The 18,843-nt window shown below is 70.4% G+C and carries 18 protein-coding genes and 2 pseudogenes; 14 read left to right on the top strand and 6 right to left on the bottom strand.

Annotation, left to right across the window (positions count from 1 at the left end; all coding sequences use genetic code 11):
- Positions 1-20 precede the first annotated feature (20 nt).
- The 3 genes from MQP27_RS34275 to MQP27_RS34265 are packed head-to-tail and all read left to right on the top strand — an operon-like array spanning position 21 to position 2,622.
- Positions 21-1,340: a UDP-glucose dehydrogenase family protein gene (locus MQP27_RS34275; protein WP_242772441.1), complete on the top strand. Its 1,320-nt coding sequence runs from the start codon at positions 21-23 to the stop codon at positions 1,338-1,340.
- 17 nt (positions 1,341-1,357) lie between these two features.
- A complete protein-coding gene (locus tag MQP27_RS34270) occupies positions 1,358-2,119 on the top strand; it encodes a polyprenol monophosphomannose synthase (RefSeq protein ID WP_242772438.1) in 762 nt (253 codons plus the stop codon).
- Between the two features lie 8 nt (positions 2,120-2,127).
- Positions 2,128-2,622, top strand: a complete 495-nt coding sequence (locus MQP27_RS34265) for a GtrA family protein (protein WP_242772435.1) — start codon at positions 2,128-2,130, stop codon at positions 2,620-2,622.
- Here the strand turns inward: MQP27_RS34265 and MQP27_RS34260 are convergent.
- Positions 2,595-3,476 (bottom strand): hypothetical protein, encoded by an 882-nt coding sequence (locus MQP27_RS34260; protein ID WP_242772432.1) that lies wholly within the window; start codon positions 3,474-3,476, stop codon positions 2,595-2,597. The two genes, MQP27_RS34265 and MQP27_RS34260, sit on opposite strands and share 28 nt — an antisense overlap.
- Positions 3,477-3,739: 263 nt before the next feature.
- Here MQP27_RS34260 and rplM point away from each other — a divergent pair, with 263 nt between their 5' ends.
- From rplM to glmM, 3 genes are all read left to right on the top strand, one after another.
- Positions 3,740-4,183: a 50S ribosomal protein L13 gene (rplM, locus tag MQP27_RS34255; RefSeq protein WP_242772429.1), complete on the top strand. Its 444-nt coding sequence runs from the start codon at positions 3,740-3,742 to the stop codon at positions 4,181-4,183.
- Positions 4,184-4,225: 42 nt separating this feature from the next.
- Entirely contained in the window at positions 4,226-4,747 is a 522-nt protein-coding gene (gene rpsI, locus MQP27_RS34250) for a 30S ribosomal protein S9 (protein WP_242772426.1), read from the top strand.
- Between the two features lie 154 nt (positions 4,748-4,901).
- A complete protein-coding gene (gene glmM / locus MQP27_RS34245; protein WP_242772423.1) occupies positions 4,902-6,260 on the top strand; it encodes a phosphoglucosamine mutase in 1,359 nt (452 codons plus the stop codon).
- Between the two features lie 7 nt (positions 6,261-6,267).
- Here the strand turns inward: glmM and MQP27_RS34240 are convergent, their stop codons facing one another.
- Both MQP27_RS34240 and coaA read right to left on the bottom strand, forming a co-directional pair.
- A complete protein-coding gene (locus MQP27_RS34240) occupies positions 6,268-7,200 on the bottom strand; it encodes a DUF389 domain-containing protein (protein ID WP_242772421.1) in 933 nt (310 codons plus the stop codon).
- Between the two features lie 16 nt (positions 7,201-7,216).
- A complete protein-coding gene (gene coaA, locus MQP27_RS34235) occupies positions 7,217-8,185 on the bottom strand; it encodes a type I pantothenate kinase (protein WP_242772419.1) in 969 nt (322 codons plus the stop codon).
- Between the two features lie 176 nt (positions 8,186-8,361).
- Here coaA and glmS point away from each other — a divergent pair, with 176 nt between their 5' ends.
- Positions 8,362-10,209 (top strand): glutamine--fructose-6-phosphate transaminase (isomerizing), encoded by a 1,848-nt coding sequence (gene glmS, locus MQP27_RS34230; protein ID WP_242772417.1) that lies wholly within the window; start codon positions 8,362-8,364, stop codon positions 10,207-10,209.
- Between the two features lie 7 nt (positions 10,210-10,216).
- On the opposite strand, the gene MQP27_RS34225 is transcribed toward glmS, so the two are convergent.
- Positions 10,217-11,047 (bottom strand): SAM-dependent methyltransferase, encoded by an 831-nt coding sequence (locus MQP27_RS34225; RefSeq protein ID WP_242772414.1) that lies wholly within the window; start codon positions 11,045-11,047, stop codon positions 10,217-10,219.
- Complete coding sequence (locus MQP27_RS34220) at positions 11,044-12,615, bottom strand: MFS transporter (protein ID WP_242772404.1); 1,572 nt, start codon at positions 12,613-12,615, stop codon at positions 11,044-11,046. The genes MQP27_RS34225 and MQP27_RS34220 overlap by 4 nt, the downstream gene beginning before the upstream one ends.
- Before the next feature lie 108 nt (positions 12,616-12,723).
- On the opposite strand from MQP27_RS34220, the gene MQP27_RS34215 reads away from it, so the two are divergent.
- From MQP27_RS34215 to MQP27_RS51750, 5 genes and pseudogenes are all read left to right on the top strand, one after another.
- Positions 12,724-13,362 (top strand): winged helix-turn-helix transcriptional regulator, encoded by a 639-nt coding sequence (locus tag MQP27_RS34215; protein ID WP_242772401.1) that lies wholly within the window; start codon positions 12,724-12,726, stop codon positions 13,360-13,362.
- A gap of 166 nt (positions 13,363-13,528) precedes the next feature.
- A complete protein-coding gene (locus tag MQP27_RS34210; RefSeq protein ID WP_242772398.1) occupies positions 13,529-13,771 on the top strand; it encodes a hypothetical protein in 243 nt (80 codons plus the stop codon).
- A 41-nt stretch (positions 13,772-13,812) separates the two neighbouring features.
- On the top strand, positions 13,813-14,184 hold the full coding sequence (locus MQP27_RS34205) for a holo-ACP synthase (RefSeq protein ID WP_242772393.1): 372 nt from the start codon (positions 13,813-13,815) through the stop codon (positions 14,182-14,184).
- A 16-nt stretch (positions 14,185-14,200) separates the two neighbouring features.
- Positions 14,201-14,518 (top strand): annotated as a pseudogene (locus MQP27_RS51755) (NAD(P)H-hydrate epimerase); the annotation flags it as partial.
- Positions 14,519-15,001: 483 nt separating this feature from the next.
- A pseudogene (locus MQP27_RS51750) lies at positions 15,002-16,159 on the top strand (NAD(P)H-hydrate dehydratase); the annotation flags it as partial.
- Between the two features lie 18 nt (positions 16,160-16,177).
- On the opposite strand, the gene MQP27_RS34195 reads toward MQP27_RS51750, so the two are convergent.
- Positions 16,178-16,555, bottom strand: a complete 378-nt coding sequence (locus MQP27_RS34195) for a VOC family protein (protein WP_242772386.1) — start codon at positions 16,553-16,555, stop codon at positions 16,178-16,180.
- Between the two features lie 134 nt (positions 16,556-16,689).
- Between MQP27_RS34195 and MQP27_RS34190 the strand changes: the two genes are divergently transcribed.
- Complete coding sequence (locus tag MQP27_RS34190; protein ID WP_242772383.1) at positions 16,690-17,595, top strand: L,D-transpeptidase family protein; 906 nt, start codon at positions 16,690-16,692, stop codon at positions 17,593-17,595.
- 45 nt (positions 17,596-17,640) lie between these two features.
- Complete coding sequence (alr, locus tag MQP27_RS34185) at positions 17,641-18,810, top strand: alanine racemase (protein ID WP_242772380.1); 1,170 nt, start codon at positions 17,641-17,643, stop codon at positions 18,808-18,810.
- Positions 18,811-18,843 lie beyond the last annotated feature (33 nt).

Raw genomic sequence — 18,843 nt, 5'->3', positions numbered from 1 at the left:
GTTGTGAAGGAGGCCGCCGGATGCGGCTCACAGTCATCGGCACCGGCTATCTCGGTGCCACCCACGCCGCCTGCATGGCGGAACTGGGACACGAGGTGCTAGGGGTCGACGTGGACCCCGACAAGGTCGCCGCGCTGCAGGCGGGGCGGGTGCCGTTCCACGAGCCCGGGCTGCCGGAGCTGATCGCGAAGCACACGGCGAGCGGACGGCTCAGGTTCACGACCGACTACGCGGCGGCCGGAGCCTTCGGCGAGGTGCACTTCGTGTGTGTCGGCACCCCGCAGCGCAAGGGCTCCGAGGGCGCCGACCTGACCTACGTCGACGCGGCCTTCGCGGCGATTGCCGAGCACGCGGCCGAAGGGGCGCTGCTGGTCGGCAAGTCGACCGTGCCGGTCGGCACGGCGCAGCGGCTGGCGGCGGCACACGAGGGTGTCGAGGTCGCGTGGAACCCGGAGTTCCTGCGCGAGGGCTTCGCCGTCGAGGACACGCTGCGGCCGGACCGGCTGGTGTTCGGGGTGCGGTCTTCACATGCGGAAACGATCCTCCGCCAGGTGTACGCCCCCGTCCTCGACGCCGGCACCCCGCTGGTCACCGCCGACTTCCCGACCGCCGAGCTGGTCAAGACGGCCGCCAACGCCTTCCTCGCCACCAAGATCTCCTTCATCAACGCGATGGCCGAGGTCTGCGAGGCAGCGGGCGGCGACGTCGGCGTCCTCGCCGAGGCGATCGGGTACGACGACCGGATCGGCCGGAAGTTCCTGCGGGCCGGCATCGGCTTCGGCGGTGGCTGCCTGCCCAAGGACATCCGGGCCTTCGCGCACCGCGCGGGGGAACTGGGGGTCTCGCTGGACTTCCTGCGGGAGGTCGACGCGATCAACATGCGCCGCCGAGACAAGGTTGTCGACGTGGCGCGCGAGCTGTGCGGGGGTTCGGTCCTGGGGGCCCGGATCGCCGTACTTGGAGCGGCCTTCAAGCCCGACTCCGACGACATCCGTGACTCACCCGCGCTGAACGTGGCCGCCCGGCTGCGTCTCGACGGCGCGGACGTCACGGTCTACGACCCCGAGGCGCTGGACAACGCCCGCAAGGCGTTCCCGCTCCTCGGCTACGCGATGTCGGCCGAGGAGGCACTGCAGGGTGCCGAACTCGTGCTGCATCTGACCGAGTGGCCGCAGTTCCGGGAGATCGACCCGGAGCGTGCCGCGCAGCTGGTGGCCCGTCCCGTGATCGTGGACGGCCGGGGGGCGCTCGACGCGGGCAGTTGGACCGCGGCGGGCTGGTACTTCCGGGCGCTGGGCAGACCCGCGCCCGCTGGGGAGAGGTCCCCTCGGGGCCTCTAGGGAGGGAAGAGAACAGAATGACGAGCATCGACAGATACCCGGGTGTACGGGTCACCGTCGTGATGCCGACCTACAACGAGGCCGCGAACCTGCCGCGGATGGCCGAGTTGGTGCTCGGGCTGCCCATCGACGGGCTCCACCTGAAGATCGTCGACGACTCCAGCCCGGACGGCACCGGGCGGATCGCCGAGGAGCTCGCCGAGAAGTTCAACTGGGACGGGCAGTACCGCATGAGCGTGCTGCACCGGACCGAGAAGGACGGGCTCGGGCGGGCCTACGTCGCCGGCATGAGCGCGGCGCTCGACGAGGGGGCCGAGTACGTCGTGCAGATGGACGCCGACGGCAGCCACCCGGTGGAAGCGGTCCCACGGATGCTCGGCACGGCCGTCGCGTCCGGCGTCGGGCTGGTCGTCGGCAGCCGGTACGTCGAGGGCGGCTCGCTGGACGAGGAGTGGGGCAGGCACCGCGTCCTGCTGTCCCGGTTCGCCAACCGGTATGCCCGGACCGTGCTCGGCACCAAGATCCGGGACATCACCGCCGGCTTCAATCTGTGGTCGGCCGCGACGCTGCGCGACATCGACCTCGCGACGCTCGACAGCGCCGGCTACAGCTTCCAGGTCGAGCTGAAGTTCAAGGCCGTCCGCGCCGGACACAGCGCCGTCGAGATCCCGATCCGCTTCGAGGAGCGGACCGAGGGCGTGTCCAAGATGAACCTCTCGACCCAGATCGAGTCCGCGGTGATGCCGGTGCGGCTGCGGCTGCGGAACCGGCGGGGCTGAACGCGACGATGGGCGGACGGCACGCAATTCCCTCGCGCGCGGGGAAGCTGTACGGCGAGATCGCGAAGTTCGGGCTGGTGGGGGCCTCCGGATTCGTGGTCAACCTCGCGGTCTTCAACCTGATCAGGGGCGTCACCGACCTGCAGCCCGTACGGGCGGGCGTCGTGGCGACCGCCGTCGCGATCATGACCAACTACCTGGGCCTGCGGTACTTCACCTACCGGGACCGCGACCAGGAGGACCGGCACAGCCGGAGGCGGGAGCTGACCCTCTTCCTCTTTTTCAGCGCGGTCGGCCTGGTCATCGAGAACGGGGTCCTCTACCTGGCCACCTACGGCCTCGGCTGGGAGGGCGCGCTCGCCAACAACATCAGCAAGTTCTTCGGCATCGGCATCGCGACGCTCTTCCGCTTCTGGTCGTACCGGACGTGGGTCTTCCGGACGGCCGACAGCCGTCCGGAACCCGTCCCGAGCGGTCACTCGTTCGCTGCCGCCGACGCCTGAACCCTGCCCCGCCGGTCGATCTGGTTGAACGTGAACAGTTGGAGGTTGTTGCCGGTGGTGAAGACGGTCGCGGACTTGTCCGTGACGTCCTTGCCGTTCTCGAAGCCGACGGTGGTGAAGTAGGCGTAGCGGCCGTAGGAGTTGGCTGTTGTGAGGCAGGTCGCGGCGTTGCAGAAGTCCTTCACGCCCTTGCCGGCCAGCGCCCTGACGAAGCCCTTCTTGTTGGCCTCGGTCCTGGCCTTGGCCGCCTGGGCCTGGGTGTCGAAGACCGCGACGCCGATCGTCGCCGCGACGCCGCCCTGGCTGTAGGTGGCGCGCAGCAGGCGGGTGCAGCCGTTGGCGGTGAGGACCTTGGGGAGGGTGCCCTGGGCGACCGAGGCGCAGTTCTTCGTGTCGGACGTGGCGCCCTTCTTGTAGACCACCGAGTCCTGGGTCAGCTGGGCGCCGGGGAAGAGGGTGTCCACGCTGAGCGGGGCGGTGTCCTTGGCCTTGCTGGAGATGAACTCCTTCGGGTCCAGCGGCGGCGGGGCGCTGGTCGGCGCGAAGGACGGTGCCGTCGCCGTCGAGCCGGGAATGGAACCGCTCGCCGGCAGGTTGGACGGGTTGCCCGAGGCCTTGTTGTTCCCGTTCGCGGAGACGACGGCCATGGCGACGGCCGTGCCTATCGCGATAGTCGCCACCACACCGCCGCCTATGAACAGCAGCCGACGCCTCTTGTTGCGCGTCTCGGACGCCTCGGCCAGCGCGGCCCAGTCCGGGGTCTGACCGTCGCCGCCGCTGGTCCACGGCTGCTGGGATTGCGGTTTCCAGGGATCCCACTGGGACTGAGGTCCCCCCTGCTGCCCAAAGCTCATGGGGCGCATCTTAGACGGGGGGCGGATGGTGCGGCTGAGGGTCGCCGTTTTGACCCGTCCGGGGCAGCCCGAGTACTCTTGCCGTTTGTTATGCGTATGGGCCTGGTCGTTCTCAGGCGCGAGGCCCGTACCTAGGTTCCCTGGAGCAGTTACCAGTGGGCGGCATACGGGCAGCGTTCCCGGCACTGTCGTCCCCAGCTGCACGATCGCTTCAGTGATGCCATGTGTCACCATCCATCCACTGAAGAAGAAAAGGCTGCGAAGTGCGCACATACAGCCCCAAGCCCGGCGATGTGACTCGCCAGTGGCACGTCATCGACGCTCAGGACGTCGTCCTGGGTCGTCTCGCCACCACCGCCGCGTCGCTTCTGCGGGGCAAGCACAAGGCGATCTACGCGCCCCACGTCGACACCGGTGACTTCGTCATCATCATCAACGCCGACAAGGTGCACCTGTCCGGCAACAAGCGGACCCAGAAGATGGCGTACCGCCACTCCGGCTACCCGGGCGGTCTGCGCTCGGTCCGCTACGACGAGCTGCTCGACAAGAACCCCGAGAAGGCCATCGAGAAGGCCGTCAAGGGCATGCTCCCCAAGAACACCCTGGGCCGTCAGATGCTCACCAAGCTGAAGGTCTACTCGGGCGACCAGCACCCGCACGCTGCCCAGCAGCCGGTGCCGTTCGAGATCACCCAGGTCGCGCAGTAAGTCCGGCCACCCCCTAAGACTGAAGAGAATCTGAGGAGAATCGTGGCCGAGACCACCGTCGAGACGCCCGTCGAGGGCGAAGAGATCGTCGACATCGACAGCTACACCACCGAGTCCGAGGTCCCCGTCGAGGGCGAGTACACCTCGGAGTCGCTCGCGTCCCGCTTCGGCGACCCGCAGCCGGCCGCCGGCCTGGGCCGTCGCAAGAACGCCATCGCCCGCGTCCGGATCGTCCCGGGCACCGGCAAGTGGAAGATCAACGGTCGCACCCTCGAGGACTACTTCCCGAACAAGGTGCACCAGCAGGAAGTCAACGAGCCCTTCAAGGTGCTCGAGCTCGAGGGTCGCTACGACGTCATCGCCCGCATCGCGGGTGGCGGTGTCTCCGGTCAGGCCGGTGCGCTCCGTCTCGGTGTCGCCCGCGCGCTGAACGAGGCCGACGTCGACAACAACCGCGGCCCGCTCAAGAAGGCCGGCTTCCTCCGCCGCGACGACCGTGCGGTCGAGCGCAAGAAGGCCGGTCTGAAGAAGGCCCGCAAGGCTCCGCAGTACAGCAAGCGTTAATCGCAGCTGCCTGTACGTCCGAACGCCCCGGCGGCACGCCACAGTGCCGCCGGGGCGTTCGTTTATCAAAGCCTTGGGCGTATAACGGCACAAGGCGCTCAAAGGCTCATGTGATCGGCTGACCGCCGGAATTCATGCTTCCTCAGGAGGACAAGTGGGACGACTCTTCGGCACGGACGGCGTGCGCGGCGTCGCCAACGCGGACCTGACGGCCGAGATGGCGCTCGGTCTGTCGGTCGCGGCGGCGCATGTGCTGGCCGAGGCGGGCACGTTCGAGGGCCACCGGGCGACGGCGGTCGTCGGGCGTGACCCCCGCGCGTCCGGGGAGTTCCTGGAGGCGGCCGTGGTGGCGGGCCTCGCGAGCGCGGGCGTGGACGTCCTGCGCGTCGGCGTGCTGCCCACGCCGGCGGTGGCGTACCTCACCGGCGCGCTCGGCGCCGACCTGGGCGTCATGCTCTCCGCGAGCCACAACGCCATGCCCGACAACGGCGTCAAGTTCTTCGCCCGCGGCGGCCACAAACTGGCCGACGAGCTGGAGGACAGGATCGAGGCGGTGTACGAGTCCCACCGCCACGGCGAGCCGTGGGAGCGGCCGACCGGGGCGGGCGTGGGGCGCGTGCGGTCGTACGACGAGGGGTTCGACCAGTACGTCGCCCACCTCATCGCCGTACTCCCGAACCGGCTGGACGGGCTGAAGATCGTTCTCGACGAGGCGCACGGGGCCGCGGCGCGGGTGTCGCCGGAGGCGTTCTCGCGGGCCGGGGCCGAGGTCGTGACGATCGGGGCCGAGCCGGACGGGCTCAACATCAACGACGGGTGCGGGTCGACGCACCTCGACAAGCTGAAGGCGGCCGTGGTCGAGCACGGGGCCGCGCTCGGGATCGCGCACGACGGTGACGCGGACCGGTGCCTCGCCGTGGACCACACCGGCGCCGAGGTCGACGGCGACCAGATCCTCGCGGTGCTGGCGCTGGCGATGCGGGAGCGGTCGGTGCTGAGGTCGGACACCGTTGTCGCGACCGTCATGTCCAACCTGGGCTTCAAGCTGGCGCTGGAGCGGGAGGGGCTCAACCTCGTCCAGACCGCGGTCGGCGACCGCTATGTCCTGGAGGAGATGAAGGAGCACGGGTACGCGCTCGGGGGCGAGCAGTCCGGGCACGTCATCATCCTGGACCACGCCACGACCGGCGACGGGACGCTGACAGGGCTGATGCTGGCCGCGCGGGTCGCACAGACCGGGCGTACGCTGCGGGACCTCGCCGCTGTCATGGAGCGGCTGCCGCAGGTGCTCATCAACGTGCCCGACGTGGACAGGTCCCGGGTGCGGACCTCCGCGGAGCTCGCGGCCGCCGTCGCCGAGGCCGAGCGCGAACTCGGCTCCACCGGGCGGGTGTTGCTGCGGCCCTCCGGCACCGAGCCGCTGGTACGGGTCATGGTCGAGGCCGCGGACATCGACCAGGCGCGGACCGTGGCCGGCCGGCTGGCCGACGTCGTGAAGTCGGCCCTCGGCTAGAGCGGCCCTAGGAGACCGCCTTGCGCTGCCTGGCCCAGAGCCACTTCTGGGCCAGCAGCGTGAGTGTGCCGGCGAGGATGATGCCGAGCAGGTTCAGCAGGAGCTGCTCCGAGGAGCGCCCGGCCTGGTTGGTGTCGCTGTAGATCAGCGCCACGGCCGCGTTGGCGGCGGCGGGGACCGTGGTCACCGAGATGGCCACGCCGACCAGCGCGCCCGACTTCGCGGAAGTGAGGGACAGCGTCCCCGCGGCTCCGGCGAGGACCGCGACGACGAACGAGAACCAGTCCGGGGCGTAGATGAAGCCCGTGTTGGGCCGGTCCGCCTCCAACTGCCCCTTGGTGAACAGGCCGACGGCGTCCATGAACAGGCTGAAGCCCGCCGTGAGCGCCATCGCCGCCGCGAAGCCCACCAGCAGGGCGATCAGCGAGCGCACGGCCAGGCGCGGGTGACGCTGGACCGTCGCCGTGCAGATGCCGGCCAGCGGGCCGAACTCCGGGCCCACCGCCATCGCTCCGACGATCAGGATCGCGTTGTCGAGCACCACACCGCAGGCCGCGATCATCGTGGCGATCGTGATGAAGGCGACGTAGGTGACGGAGAGCGTCGACTCCTCGTGCGTCGCGTCGGCGAGGTGCTCCCACAGCACGGCGTCCGCGCCTTCGCCGGGGGCCTCCGCCTCCGCCTTGTCGGCCCGCTTGGACAGGGACAGGTCGATGTTCTCGACGGCGATCGAGCCGGTCCGGTCCAGGCCCAACTCCCGCAGGCCGGTGAGCAGTTCGTCACCGGCCTCGCGGGCCACGTCGCACATCACGACATCGCCCACGGGGTTGCGGGCGGCCCCGGGCACCACGACCAGATGGGTGGTGCCGACCGTCTTCTCGATCAGTCGGACCACGTCGTCGGTCGTGTTGGACGGCGTGATCAGGCGCAGGTGCAGCATGGGGGCAGGTTAGCGGTCAGAGTTTGCGCAGCCGCAGGCGCTGCACCTTGTGGTCCGGGCCCTTGCGCAGGACCAGGGTGGCCCGGCCGCGGGTGGGGGCGATGTTCTCCACCAGGTTGGGCTTGTTGATGTTGCGCCACTGGGTGCGGGCGTAGTCGAGGGCCTCGTCCTCGGAGACCTGGGTCCACTTGCGGAAGTACGAGGACGGGTCCTGGAACGCCGTCTGGCGCAGCTTCTTGAAGCGGTTGAGGTACCAGCTCTCCACGTCGTCGGCGTTGGCATCGACGTACACGCTGAAGTCGAAGTAGTCGGCGAGGCCGACGCGGGTGCGGCCGTCCTTGCCGGGGAGGGCGGGCTGCAGGACGTTCAGGCCCTCGACGATCAGGATGTCCGGGCGGCGGACGACGAGCTTCTCGCCGGGGACGATGTCGTAGATGAGGTGGGAGTAGACGGGCGCCGTCACCTCGTCCTTGCCCGCCTTGATGTCGGCGACGAAACGGGTCAGGGCCCGGCGGTCGTACGACTCCGGGAAGCCCTTGCGGGACATCAGGCCGCGGGCCTGGAGCTCCTTGGTGGGGAGCAGGAAGCCGTCGGTGGTGACGCGCTCCACGCGCGGGTGCTCGGGCCAGCGGGAGAGGAGCGCCTGGAGGAGCCGGGCGACCGTCGACTTGCCGCAGGCCACCGAGCCGGCGATGCCTATCACGAACGGGGTGCCGGACTGGGAGCCCTGCTCGCCGAGGAAGGTGTTCAGCGCACCTCTGAGGCCGTCGGTGGCGCCGACGTAGAGATTGAGGAGGCGGGAGAGCGGGAGGTAGATGTCCCGCACCTCGTCGAGGTCGATGACGTCGCCGAGGCCGCGCACCTTCTCGACCTCCTCGGCGGTGAGCGGGAGCGGCGTCTTGTCGCGCAGCGCGCTCCACTCCGTACGGGTGAGGTCGACGTAGGGAGTCGCCTCCGGCCTGTGCCGGTGGGCGCTCCGGGGCATCGAGGAGACCGGAGAGATCACAGTCCATTGTTAACGGAGTTTGAACGGGACGGCGGGTGGGGTGCGTCACGCCTTTCCTGTGCGGGGCCCGCGAGGGTTCGTATGGCCGTGGGAATTTCCGATTTCGGGCACGCTGAGGCTCTTTTCGGCGGCCGTCGGACCGTAGGCTGCCGCGCATGTGCGGAATCGTGGGATACGTGGGGTCGCAGTCGGCGCTCGATGTCGTGATGGCCGGACTGAAGCGACTGGAGTACAGGGGGTACGACTCGGCCGGAGTGGCCGTTCTGGCGGACGGGGGACTGGCCGGCGCGAAACGGGCCGGGAAACTCGTGAACCTGGAGAAGGAGCTGCTGGAGCGGCCGCTGCCGACCGGGAGCACGGGGATCGGGCACACCCGGTGGGCGACGCACGGCGGGCCGACGGACGCCAACGCGCATCCGCACCTGGACAACGCGGGTCGGGTGGCCGTCGTCCACAACGGGATCATCGAGAACTTCGCGTCGCTGCGCGCCGAGCTGGCCGAGCGGGGGCACGACCTCGCCTCGGAGACCGACACCGAGGTGGTCGCGCATCTGCTCGCCGAGGAGTTCTCGTCGTGCGCGGACCTCGCCGAGGCGATGCGGCTGGTGTGCCGGCGGCTCGAGGGCGCGTTCACGCTGGTCGCGGTGCACGCCGACGAGCCGGATGTGGTCGTGGGCGCGCGGCGGAACTCGCCGCTGGTGGTGGGCGTTGGAGAGGGTGAGGCCTTCCTCGCCTCGGACGTCGCCGCGTTCATCGCCCACACGCGGTCGGCGGTCGAGCTGGGGCAGGACCAGGTCGTCGAGCTGCGGCGGGACGGGGTGACGGTGACCGGCTTCGACGGGAGCCCGGCCGAGGTGCGCTCGTACCACGTGGACTGGGACGCGTCCGCGGCGGAGAAGGGGGGCTATGACTACTTCATGCTCAAGGAGATCGCCGAGCAGCCCAAGGCGGTCGCCGACACACTGCTCGGCCGGATCGACGCGGGCGGCTCGCTGACGCTGGACGAGGTGCGGATCGGCGCCGCCGAGCTGCGGGAGGTCGACAAGGTCGTCATCGTGGCCTGCGGTACGGCCTTCCACGCCGGGCTGATCGCCAAGTACGCCATCGAGCACTGGACGCGGATCCCGTGCGAGGTAGAACTCGCGAGCGAGTTCCGCTACCGGGACCCCATCCTCGGCTCGCGGTCCCTCGTCATCGCCATCTCGCAGTCCGGCGAGACCATGGACACGCTGATGGCGCTGCGGCACGCCCGTGAGCAGGGGTCGAAGGTGCTGGCCATCTGCAACACCAACGGGTCGACGATCCCGCGGGAGTCGGACGCCGTGCTGTACACGCACGCCGGCCCGGAGGTGGCGGTCGCCTCGACCAAGGCGTTCCTGACGCAGTTGGTCGCCTGTTACCTGGTGGCGCTGTATCTGGGGCAGGTGCAGGGCACCAAGTGGGGCGACGAGATCTCCGCCGTCATCCGGGACCTGTCGCGGATCTCCGCCGAGGTCGAGCGGGTTCTGGAGACCATGGAGCCGGTACGGGAGCTGGCGCGCTCGCTGGCCGACAAGGACACCGTGCTGTTCCTCGGCCGGCACGTCGGCTACCCGGTCGCGCTGGAGGGCGCGCTGAAGCTCAAGGAGCTCGCCTACATGCACGCCGAGGGCTTCGCGGCGGGTGAGCTGAAGCACGGGCCGATCGCGCTGATCGAGGAGGACCTGCCGGTGGTGGTGGTCGTGCCCTCGCCGCGGGGGCGGTCGGTGCTGCACGACAAGATCGTGTCCAACATCCAGGAGATCCGGGCCCGGGGCGCGCGGACGATCGTGATCGCGGAGGAGGGGGACGAGGCGGTCGTGCCGTACGCGGACCACCTGATCCGGATCCCGGCCACGCCCACCTTGTTGCAGCCGCTGGTGGCGACTGTCCCCTTGCAGGTCTTCGCCTGTGAGCTGGCGACCGCGCGGGGCAACGAGGTGGATCAGCCTCGGAATCTGGCGAAGTCGGTGACGGTGGAGTAGGGGCGGCCTATGAGCTTGTCACCTGGTCGTTCTTGGCGAAGTCGTTCTTGGTGAAGCAGCCGCGCCAGATTTCGAGGGTGCCGTCGGTGAGGGCGGTGGCGTAGTTGATGACGCGGGTGTAGCCGTCGTCCAGGAGCATCGGCAGGGCGGGGCCTGGGGGGAGGCCGTTCGCGAAGGTCTTGGTGATCCAGTCCTTCACCCAGGCCGACTCGTTGGCCCAGTCGGTGGCGGTGAAGCCCGCGTTCTCGATGTCGGCGCGCAGTGTGTCGGCGGAGACGATGAAGCTGTCGGTGCCGTCGAGCGACCAGGGCGTGGGCCAGGGCAGTTCGGCTTCGTACGGCTGGCAGATCTCCCATACGGCCAAGTGGGCGCCCGGGGCGAGGTGTTGGGCGATGTGACGGAACCAGGTGGTCTTGTCCCGCACATTCATCTGGACGTGCATGGTGAGTGCGGCGCCGAAGGCCCCGGGCGGGTCGGGCGGCCGGAAGTCGGCGATGTCCCCCGTATGGAACCGGACGAGGTCGCTCAGCCCTGCCCTGGCGGTGAGGTCGCGTGCGGCCTCGACGTAGGCCGGGGTGATGTCGACGCCGACGACGTGGTTGCCGGTGCGGCGGGCTATCTGGCGTGCGGGTCCGCCGAATCCGGAGCCCACGTCCAGGACGATGTCGCCGGGCGTGAGGGCGAGGGTGGGGATGAGGCGCTCGACCGCTTCGGCGCCGCCGATGTGGAACTGGTCGAGGTTGTCCAGGGCTCCGTCGGCGGAGGGGTCGAGCTCGTGCTGGTGGTCGTTCAGGAGTCGGTCGATGGTCCGGGTGACGGCGGATTCTTCGTAGGTCATCGCACAGGGTCCTTTTGCTTGCTGGTCGCGTCGGCCGATTCGGTTGTGAGGTGCGTGGGTTCCGGGTGCGCGGGCAGGAAGGCGGCGGCGAGCAGCGCGCCGGCGACCGCGACCACTCCGGCCACGACGCATCCGATGCTGAGGCCGTGGTCGAAGGCGCCGGTCGCGGCCTGACGTACGACTTCGGCGGTTGTGCTCTGACCGTGGGCGGTGAGCTGGTCGGCGACGCCGAATGCCGCACCCACGGACTGGTGGGCGAAGTCGGTCAGGGCATGGGGCAGGGCGGCCGGGAGGGTGGCGTCGAGCCGGGTGTCGTAGAGCGAGGCGTACACGCTGCCGATGACGGCGACGCCGAGGGTCCCGCCGAGGAGGCGGGTGGAGTCGTTGACGGCGGAGCCCACGCCGGCCTGGTCGGCGGCGACCGCTCCCATGATCGACTCGGTCGCGGGTGCCGAGGTCAGGCCCATGCCGAGGCCGTACACGACCATCTGGATGGCGATGATCCCGTAGCCGAGGGTCGGGGAGATGTCCGTGGCGACCCAGAAGTAGAAGCCCGCCTGGAGGGCCAGCCCGGCCGTGACGATCGCCTTCGTGCCGACCCGGACCGCCAGCCGTGTCCCGAGGGTCGATCCGATGGCGACGGAGACCGCGACCGGCAGCAGGTGGACGCCGGTGGACAGGGGACTGTACGCCCGGACGAACTGGAAGAACTGCGTCATCAGGAAGATGAACCCGAACAGCGTGAAGAACGCGATGGTGACCGAGGCGCTGGCGGCGCTGAAGCGCATGTCCTTGAACAGCCGTACGTCGAGCATCGGTTGGTCGGTGCGGCGCTCGCCGGCGATGAAGGCGGCCAGCAGGACCGCGGAACCGGCGAAGCCGGCGAGGGTTGTCGGTGAGGCCCAACCGCGGTTCGGGGCCTCGATGATGGTGTAGACGAGCAGGGCCATGAAGGCGCCGGACAGGACGAGTCCCAGGAAGTCCAGGCGATGGCGGACGGGGTTCCGTGCGGCGGGGACGAATATCGCCACCAGGGCGATGACGGCGAGGGACACCGGGCCGAGGACGTAGAAGACGCTCGACCAGCTGTAGTGCGCCAGCAGGAAGCCGCCCACGATCGGTCCCAGCGCGATGGCCACACCGGCAGTCGCGCCCCACAGGCCGATGGACAGCGCCCGTTCCTTGCGGCCGGTGAAGACGCCGGTGAGGAGGGAGAGGGTGGCGGGGAAGGTCATCGCGGCCCCGAGCCCCATCGCGGCCCGGGCCGCGATCAGTTCCGCCGGGGAGCCTGCGTACCCGCCGACGAAGCTGGCCACGCCGAACACCAGCAGGCCGGCCATGAGCATGCCCTTGCGGCCGAAGCGGTCGGAGAGGCTGCCCGAGGTCAGGAGGAGGGCGGCGAAGACGAGGTTGTAGGCGTCCACGACCCATTGCAACTGCGCGGTGGAGGCGCCGAGTTCGCGGGTGAGGGTCGGGAGGGCGACGTTGACCAGGGTGGTGTCGAGGTTGATCACGAACGAGGCCGTGAGCAGGGCGACGAGAACCAGCGGTTTAGAGGTTTTTGTCATTTTCGTGGGTGCGAGTGCACTAGCCATGGTTGAAGATTAAGCACGGCTGGTAGAGTTTTTCAACCTCTGAGTTTTGAAATTAAACCTTGTGCGGGTTAGGCTGGGCGTATGCGGAGCTATGGCCAGTACTGTTCGATCGCCCGGGCCCTCGATGTCGTGGGGGACCGGTGGACGTTGTTGATCGTCCGGGAGCTGCTGTTGCAGGGCCCGTGCCGGTTCACGGATCTTCGGAACGGGCTGCCGGGCATCGCGTCGAACCTGCTGTCGACCCGCCTCAAGGAACTGGAGGAGGCGGGGCTGATCACCCGCGAGGACGCGCCGCCGCCGGTCGCTACTGTCCTGTATGCCCTGAGCGCGGACGGTCTGGCCCTGGAGCCGGTGTTGAAGGCGCTCGGGCTGTGGGGGCTGCGGTTCATGACCGAGGAACGGCCGGACGACGCGTTTCGGGCGCAGTGGATGGCCTATGCGCCGACGTGGTTCACGGAGGATGCGGAGCCTGACGGCCCGGACGCGGTCATCCAGGTCGTCGCGGACGGTGAGTCGGCGGTCATCGAGCTACGGGGTGGGCGGATCCACACCCGCCTCGGCCGCGCCACCGAGGCCGACCTTGTCCTGGAGGGGGCGCCGCGGGCTGTCCTCGGGTTGCTGACCGGGGTGATCGATCTCGAAGCCGCGGGTCGGCTGGGGTTGTCCGTGAGCGGTCGGCGGGAGGTGCTTGGGCGGCTGCGGCCGGTTACTCCGGGGTGAAGGGGGGCGGTTTCCTCAGAACCGCGGCGAAGAATCTCGCTCTGGCCGTCCTCTCCGCGCTGGCACACGCCCGTAGTACCGACTGCGAGGCCATACTGAGGGCAGTTACGACCGCCCTTCAGGAGAACTGGGTGACAGCCCAGCCGGAGAGAAACTGAAGGAAATCATGTCGTTCGTCAGCTATTTCCCCGGGCGGGGGACGGTTCGAGAGACGGCCTACCTCGAAGGCAAGGCAGAAGGCGAGGCCAAGGGGGTGCTGCGCGTTCTGGAAGTGCGTGGGCTGGCTGTAGGCGACGATGTCCGTGCGCGGATCACCGCCTGTACCGACCTCGACCGTCTCAACGACTGGCTGGATCGGGCCGGGATCGTGCAGAGCGCGGAAGAGCTGTTCACCGAGGCCGAGGACTGAGAGTTAGTTCTCCGGTGGCCGTCAGATCGTAGAGTGCCCGGATGAGCATCATCGGCGTCGGTATCGACGTGGCCGAGATCGAGCGGTTCGAGGCGTCGCTGAAGCGGACGCCCGGGATGGCGGAACGGCTGTTCGTCGAGAGTGAGTTGTTGTTGGCCAGTGGTGAGCGGCGGGGGGTTGCGTCGCTCGCCGCGCGGTTCGCCGCCAAGGAGGCCCTGGCCAAGGCGCTCGGGGCGCCCGCCGGGCTGCACTGGACCGACGCCGAGGTGTATGTCGAGGAGAGCGGGCAGCCTCGGTTGCGGGTGAAGGGAACCGTCGCCGCGCGGGCTGCGGAACTCGGCGTGCGGTCGTGGCACGTGTCCCTCAGCCATGACGCCGGCGTGGCCTCGGCGGTGGTGATCGCCGAAGGCTGAGGGCAGACTCGGTCGCATGCGTACTGCCTACGGCGTTGAGACAGTAAGGGCCGCCGAGCGCGAGCTCATGGCGCGGCTTCCCGAAGGGGCGTTGATGCAGCGGGCCGCCGCGGGGCTGGCCGCCGCCTGCGCGGATCTGCTCGGGAAGGTCTACGGCAGCCGGGTCGTGCTGCTGGTCGGCAGCGGCGACAACGGGGGCGACGCCCTGTACGCCGGCGCTCGGCTCGCCCGGCGCGGGGCGGGGGTGACGGCCGTGCTGCTGGCGCCCGAGCGGGTGCACGCGGGGGGCCTGGCGGCGCTGCGGCGGGCCGGGGGGCGGACCCTTGAAGCTGGGTCGGCTGGGTCGGCTGGGTCGGCTGGGTCGGCTGGGTCGGCTGGGTCGGCTGGGTCGGCTGGGTCGGCTGGGTCGGCAGGGTCGGCAGGGTCGGCTGGGTCGGCAGGGTCGGCAGGGCCAGCGGGCTCGGCGGGGTCGGCAGGGCAGCCCGGACAGCCAGGGCAGCCGGAGCAGCCAGGGCAGCTACGGCAGGCAGCGCAGAGCGGGCAGGCAGGCCAGCCTGGAGAGCTAGGCAAGCCGGGACAGCCGGGACAGCCCGGACAGCCCGGACAGCCCGGACAGCTAGACCAGGCAGGCCAGGCGGCAGGGCAGCCAGCCCCGGCGGCCCCGACAGAAGCCTCAACGGCCCCGGCAGAAGCCCCAGCGGAGCCAGCAGCCCCGGCAGAAGCCCCAGCGAACCCGTCAGCCCCGGCAAAGCAAAGCACCCCCGCCGCCACCCCCCGTCATGACAGCGCCGCCACCGCCGCCGGTATCACCCCCACCGAAGAAGCCATCCTCCGCGCCGACCTCGTCATCGACGGCATCGTCGGTATCGGCGGCAAGGGTGGACTCCGGCCAGGAGCAGCCGAGTTGGCCGGTCTCCTCGCCGAGTCCCGTGTCCCCGTCGTCGCCGTCGATCTGCCCAGCGGTGTCGACGCCGACTCCGGTGAAGTGCCCGGCGTCGCCGTCCGGGCCGACCTCACCGTCACCTTCGGGACCCACAAGCCGGGGTTGCTCATCGATCCCGCGCGGGAGTACGCCGGGTCGGTGCGGCTCGTCGACATCGGGCTGGGCGTCGTACTGCCCGATGAGCCGGAACTGGAGGCCCTGCAGCACGCCGACGTGGCGCGGCTGCTGCCGATGCCCGGTGCCGAGAGCGACAAGTACCGGCGGGGAGTCGTCGGGATCGCCGCCGGGTCCGCGCGGTATCCGGGAGCCGCCGTGCTTGCCGTGTCGGGGGCGTTGAGGGGCGGAGCGGGGGCCGTTCGGTACGTCGGGCCCGCCGGCGGCGCCGTCATCTCGCGGTTCCCCGAGACCCTCGTGTCGGATCAAGGACCCGCCAAGGCCGGGCGCGTGCAGGCCTGGGTCGTCGGACCCGGCGCAGGGGACGACGCCGGGACCGTCGCCGAGGTGCTGGAGGCCGACGTGCCCGTGTTGATCGACGCGGACGGGCTGCGGCTCGCCGAGCGGGATGCCGTACGGCGTCGTGACGCGCCCACTCTCATGACCCCGCACGCAGGGGAAGCCGCCGCCCTGCTGGGAGTGTCCAGGGAAGAGGTCGAGGGGGCCCGGCTCAAGTGGGCGCGCGAACTCGCCTCCCGCTACCGGGCGACCGTCCTGCTCAAGGGCTCGACCACCCTCGTCGCCGACCCGGGCGGCACAGCCGTACGCGTCAACGCGACCGGGACGCCGTGGCTCGCCACCGCCGGCAGCGGGGACGTGCTGTCCGGGCTTACCGGCTCCTTGCTGGCAGCCGGGTTGTCCGCCCTGGACGCGGGGAGCGTGGGCGCCTATCTGCACGGGCTGGCCGGCAGGTTCGCCGCCGACGGCGCTCCGGCCGGCGCGCACGACGTCGCGGACGCGATTCCGGGGGCCTGGCGGGATGTGCGGGATGTGCGGGATGTGCGCGATCTACGGGACGCGCGGGGCGTACGGGGCTGACCGTCCGGAGTCGCTCGGCTACTGAACCTGCTGCGTGATACAGAGGATGTTCCCCTCGCTGTCCTTGAACCACGCCGCCCGCATCCCGTCGTCCTCCGCGACCCCGTTCACCGTCTTCAGGCCGGGCTGGTCGTACTCCTCGAACGTGACCCCCCGGCCGCGCAGATCCGCCATCTCCGTGTCGAGGTCGCCGACCAGCCAGGTGGCCAGCGTGTGGGCGGCCTTGCCGCCGCTCGGGGTGGAGTAGAGGGAGAACTGGCTGCCGCCGGACTCGAAGACCGCGAACTCCTCCCCGTCCATGACCGCCTTGAGTCCGAGTGTGTCGCCGTAGAAGCGCTTGGCCCTGCCCAGGTCACTGGCCGGGATCACGGGGTTCAGGGGGGTTTCTGCCAACATGTCCACCACCTCCTGACCCCAGCCTAGGCCCGCTCCTCAATAAGGGTGACTCGACGGCCTGAATAAGCCTGAATAAGGGTGACCCGGCCGCGCGCCGCCCCGGCTTCCCCTTGTCCGCGCGTTTCTCTGATCGCATGATCAGTACACGTATCGCATGCCGGAGTGTCGCGGTGGCGCTGGCCGTCGTCACCGCCATGCCCCTGGGCACCGAAGCCCTGGCCGCGCCGCCGGTCCCCGCACCCCCCGTCCCCGCCCCCGGCCCGGAGGCCGAGCTGGTCCCCGGTGTCGCGCCCGGTCCCGCCCAGCCCTGGCAGATCGACACGCCCGACCAGGTGCTCGCGCCGAAGGTGTACGCGCCCAGCGCCGCCGAGGACGCCGTCGAACCGCGGGACGCGGCGGTGGGGACGTACGACCTCGTCGAGTACGTGCCGCTCGGGGACGCCGTCGGGAAGGTCGCGTGCAGCAAGCGGACCGGGCCCTACCAGCGGGGCGTCGAGCGGTGGCTGAAGCTGAGGGTGGACGGGAAGCAGTCGGCGGCGGACTGCCGGGCCATCCGGAAGTTCCAGGTGAAGCACGGGATCAAGCCCGCCATCGGGTTCGCCGGGCCCGTCACCTGGGCCACCATGCAGCTCATCGGCGCCAGGAAGAATCCCAACGCCGGGAAGAAGTGTCCGGTGCGGCGGTATCGGGTCGCCTGTGTCGATCTGAACCGGCAGCTGACCTGGGTGCAGAAGGGGAAGAAGGTCGTCTTCGGGCCCGTGCCGATGCGGAGCGGACGGGCCGGGCACCGGACCCGGCCCGGCTGGCACAAGATCTACTGGCGGCACAAGAACCACTGGTCGACGCTCTACAACTCGCCCATGCCGTATGCCCAGTTCTTCGACGGCGGGCAGGCCTTTCACGCCGTCTACGGGAGCATCTACACCACCGTCGGGTCGTGGGGGTGCGTCAATCTGCGGCTCGGGGACGCGAAGAAGCTGTGGGGGGTGCTGAGGAAGGGCGACCGGGTGTACGTGTGGGGGCGGCGGCCCGGGGCGTAGGCGTCCGCCGGGAGTGTCCGACCCCTCTGAGACACTGGGGGCGTCATGAGTGAGACTGCTGCCGCCCCTGCCGCTTCCCTGCGGGCCCGAGCCGAGATCGACCTGGTCGCCCTGCGGGCCAACGTGCGTGCCCTGCGCGCCCTCGCGCCGGGTGCGCAGCTCATGGCCGTCGTGAAGTCCGAGGCGTACGGGCACGGGGCCGTGGCGTGTGCGCGGGCGGCCGTCGAGGCGGGGGCCGGCTGGCTCGGGACCGCCACGCCCGAGGAGGCGCTCGCGCTGCGGGCGGCCGGGCTGCGCGGGCGGCTCATGTGCTGGCTGTGGACGCCGGGCGGGCCCTGGCGGGAGGCCGTCGAGGCCGACATCGACGTGTCGGTGAGCGACATGTGGGCGCTGGAGGAGGTCACCGCGGCGGCCCGCGCGGCCGGCCTCGTCGCGCGCGTGCAGCTCAAGGGCGACACCGGGCTCGGGCGCAACGGCTGTCAGCCGGGCGCCGACTGGGCCGAGCTGGTCGGCGCGGCGGTCGAGGCCGAGCGCGCCGGACTCGTGCGCGTCACCGGGCTGTGGTCGCACTTCGCCTGCGCCGACGAACCCGGCCACCCCTCCGTCGACGCCCAGCTCGCCCTCTTCCGGGAGATGCTCGCGTACGCCGAGCAGCGGGGCGTCCGCCCCGAGGTGCGGCACATCGCCAACTCGCCCGCCACCCTCACCCGGCCCGACACCCACTTCGACCTCGTACGGACCGGGATCGCGCTCTACGGCATCTCGCCGAGCCCCGAGGTCGGCACCCCCGCCGACTTCGGACTGCGTCCCGTGATGACGCTCGCGGCCAACATCGCCCTGGTGAAGCACGTCCCGGGGGGCCACGGCGTCAGTTACGGGCACAAGTACGTCACCCCCGGCGAGACGACCCTCGGCCTGGTGCCGGTCGGTTACGCCGACGGCATCCCGCGACACGCCTCCGGCACCGGACCCGTCCTGGTCGGCGGCAAGTGGCGCACGGTCGCGGGGCGGGTCGCGATGGACCAGTTCGTGGTCGACCTCGGCGGGGACGAGCCGGAGGCCGGCGCGGAGGCGATCCTCTTCGGGCCCGGCGACCGGGGCGAGCCCACCGCCGAGGACTGGGCGCAGGCCGCGGGCACCATCGCATACGAGATCGTCACCCGGATCGGAACGCGTGTTCCCCGCGTCTACGTGAATGAGGAACAAAGCGGGTAAGCGGCACAAGGGGCCGTCGACACCGTCCGACAG

Source organism: Streptomyces cylindrosporus, assembly GCF_022698165.1.
GTDB classification, from domain to species: domain Bacteria; phylum Actinomycetota; class Actinomycetes; order Streptomycetales; family Streptomycetaceae; genus Streptomyces; species Streptomyces cylindrosporus.
This window is presented reverse-complemented; position numbering and strand designations above follow the sequence as displayed.

Excerpts from the sequence above, each read along its gene's own strand:
- MQP27_RS34275 (WP_242772441.1), top strand. The coding sequence starts at position 21 with ATGCGGCTCACAGTCATCGGCACCGGCTATCTCGGTGCCACCCACGCC.
- MQP27_RS34270 (WP_242772438.1), top strand. The coding sequence starts at position 1,358 with ATGACGAGCATCGACAGATACCCGGGTGTACGGGTCACCGTCGTGATG.
- MQP27_RS34265 (WP_242772435.1), top strand. The coding sequence starts at position 2,128 with ATGGGCGGACGGCACGCAATTCCCTCGCGCGCGGGGAAGCTGTACGGC.
- MQP27_RS34260 (WP_242772432.1), bottom strand. The coding sequence starts at position 3,476 with ATGAGCTTTGGGCAGCAGGGGGGACCTCAGTCCCAGTGGGATCCCTGG.
- MQP27_RS34240 (WP_242772421.1), bottom strand. The coding sequence starts at position 7,200 with ATGCTGCACCTGCGCCTGATCACGCCGTCCAACACGACCGACGACGTG.
- coaA (WP_242772419.1), bottom strand. The coding sequence starts at position 8,185 with ATGCCCCGGAGCGCCCACCGGCACAGGCCGGAGGCGACTCCCTACGTC.
- glmS (WP_242772417.1), top strand. The coding sequence starts at position 8,362 with ATGTGCGGAATCGTGGGATACGTGGGGTCGCAGTCGGCGCTCGATGTC.
- MQP27_RS34225 (WP_242772414.1), bottom strand. The coding sequence starts at position 11,047 with ATGACCTACGAAGAATCCGCCGTCACCCGGACCATCGACCGACTCCTG.
- MQP27_RS34220 (WP_242772404.1), bottom strand. The coding sequence starts at position 12,615 with ATGACAAAAACCTCTAAACCGCTGGTTCTCGTCGCCCTGCTCACGGCC.
- MQP27_RS34215 (WP_242772401.1), top strand. The coding sequence starts at position 12,724 with ATGCGGAGCTATGGCCAGTACTGTTCGATCGCCCGGGCCCTCGATGTC.
- MQP27_RS34210 (WP_242772398.1), top strand. The coding sequence starts at position 13,529 with ATGTCGTTCGTCAGCTATTTCCCCGGGCGGGGGACGGTTCGAGAGACG.
- MQP27_RS34205 (WP_242772393.1), top strand. The coding sequence starts at position 13,813 with ATGAGCATCATCGGCGTCGGTATCGACGTGGCCGAGATCGAGCGGTTC.
- MQP27_RS34195 (WP_242772386.1), bottom strand. The coding sequence starts at position 16,555 with ATGTTGGCAGAAACCCCCCTGAACCCCGTGATCCCGGCCAGTGACCTG.
- MQP27_RS34190 (WP_242772383.1), top strand. The coding sequence starts at position 16,690 with ATGATCAGTACACGTATCGCATGCCGGAGTGTCGCGGTGGCGCTGGCC.
- alr (WP_242772380.1), top strand. The coding sequence starts at position 17,641 with ATGAGTGAGACTGCTGCCGCCCCTGCCGCTTCCCTGCGGGCCCGAGCC.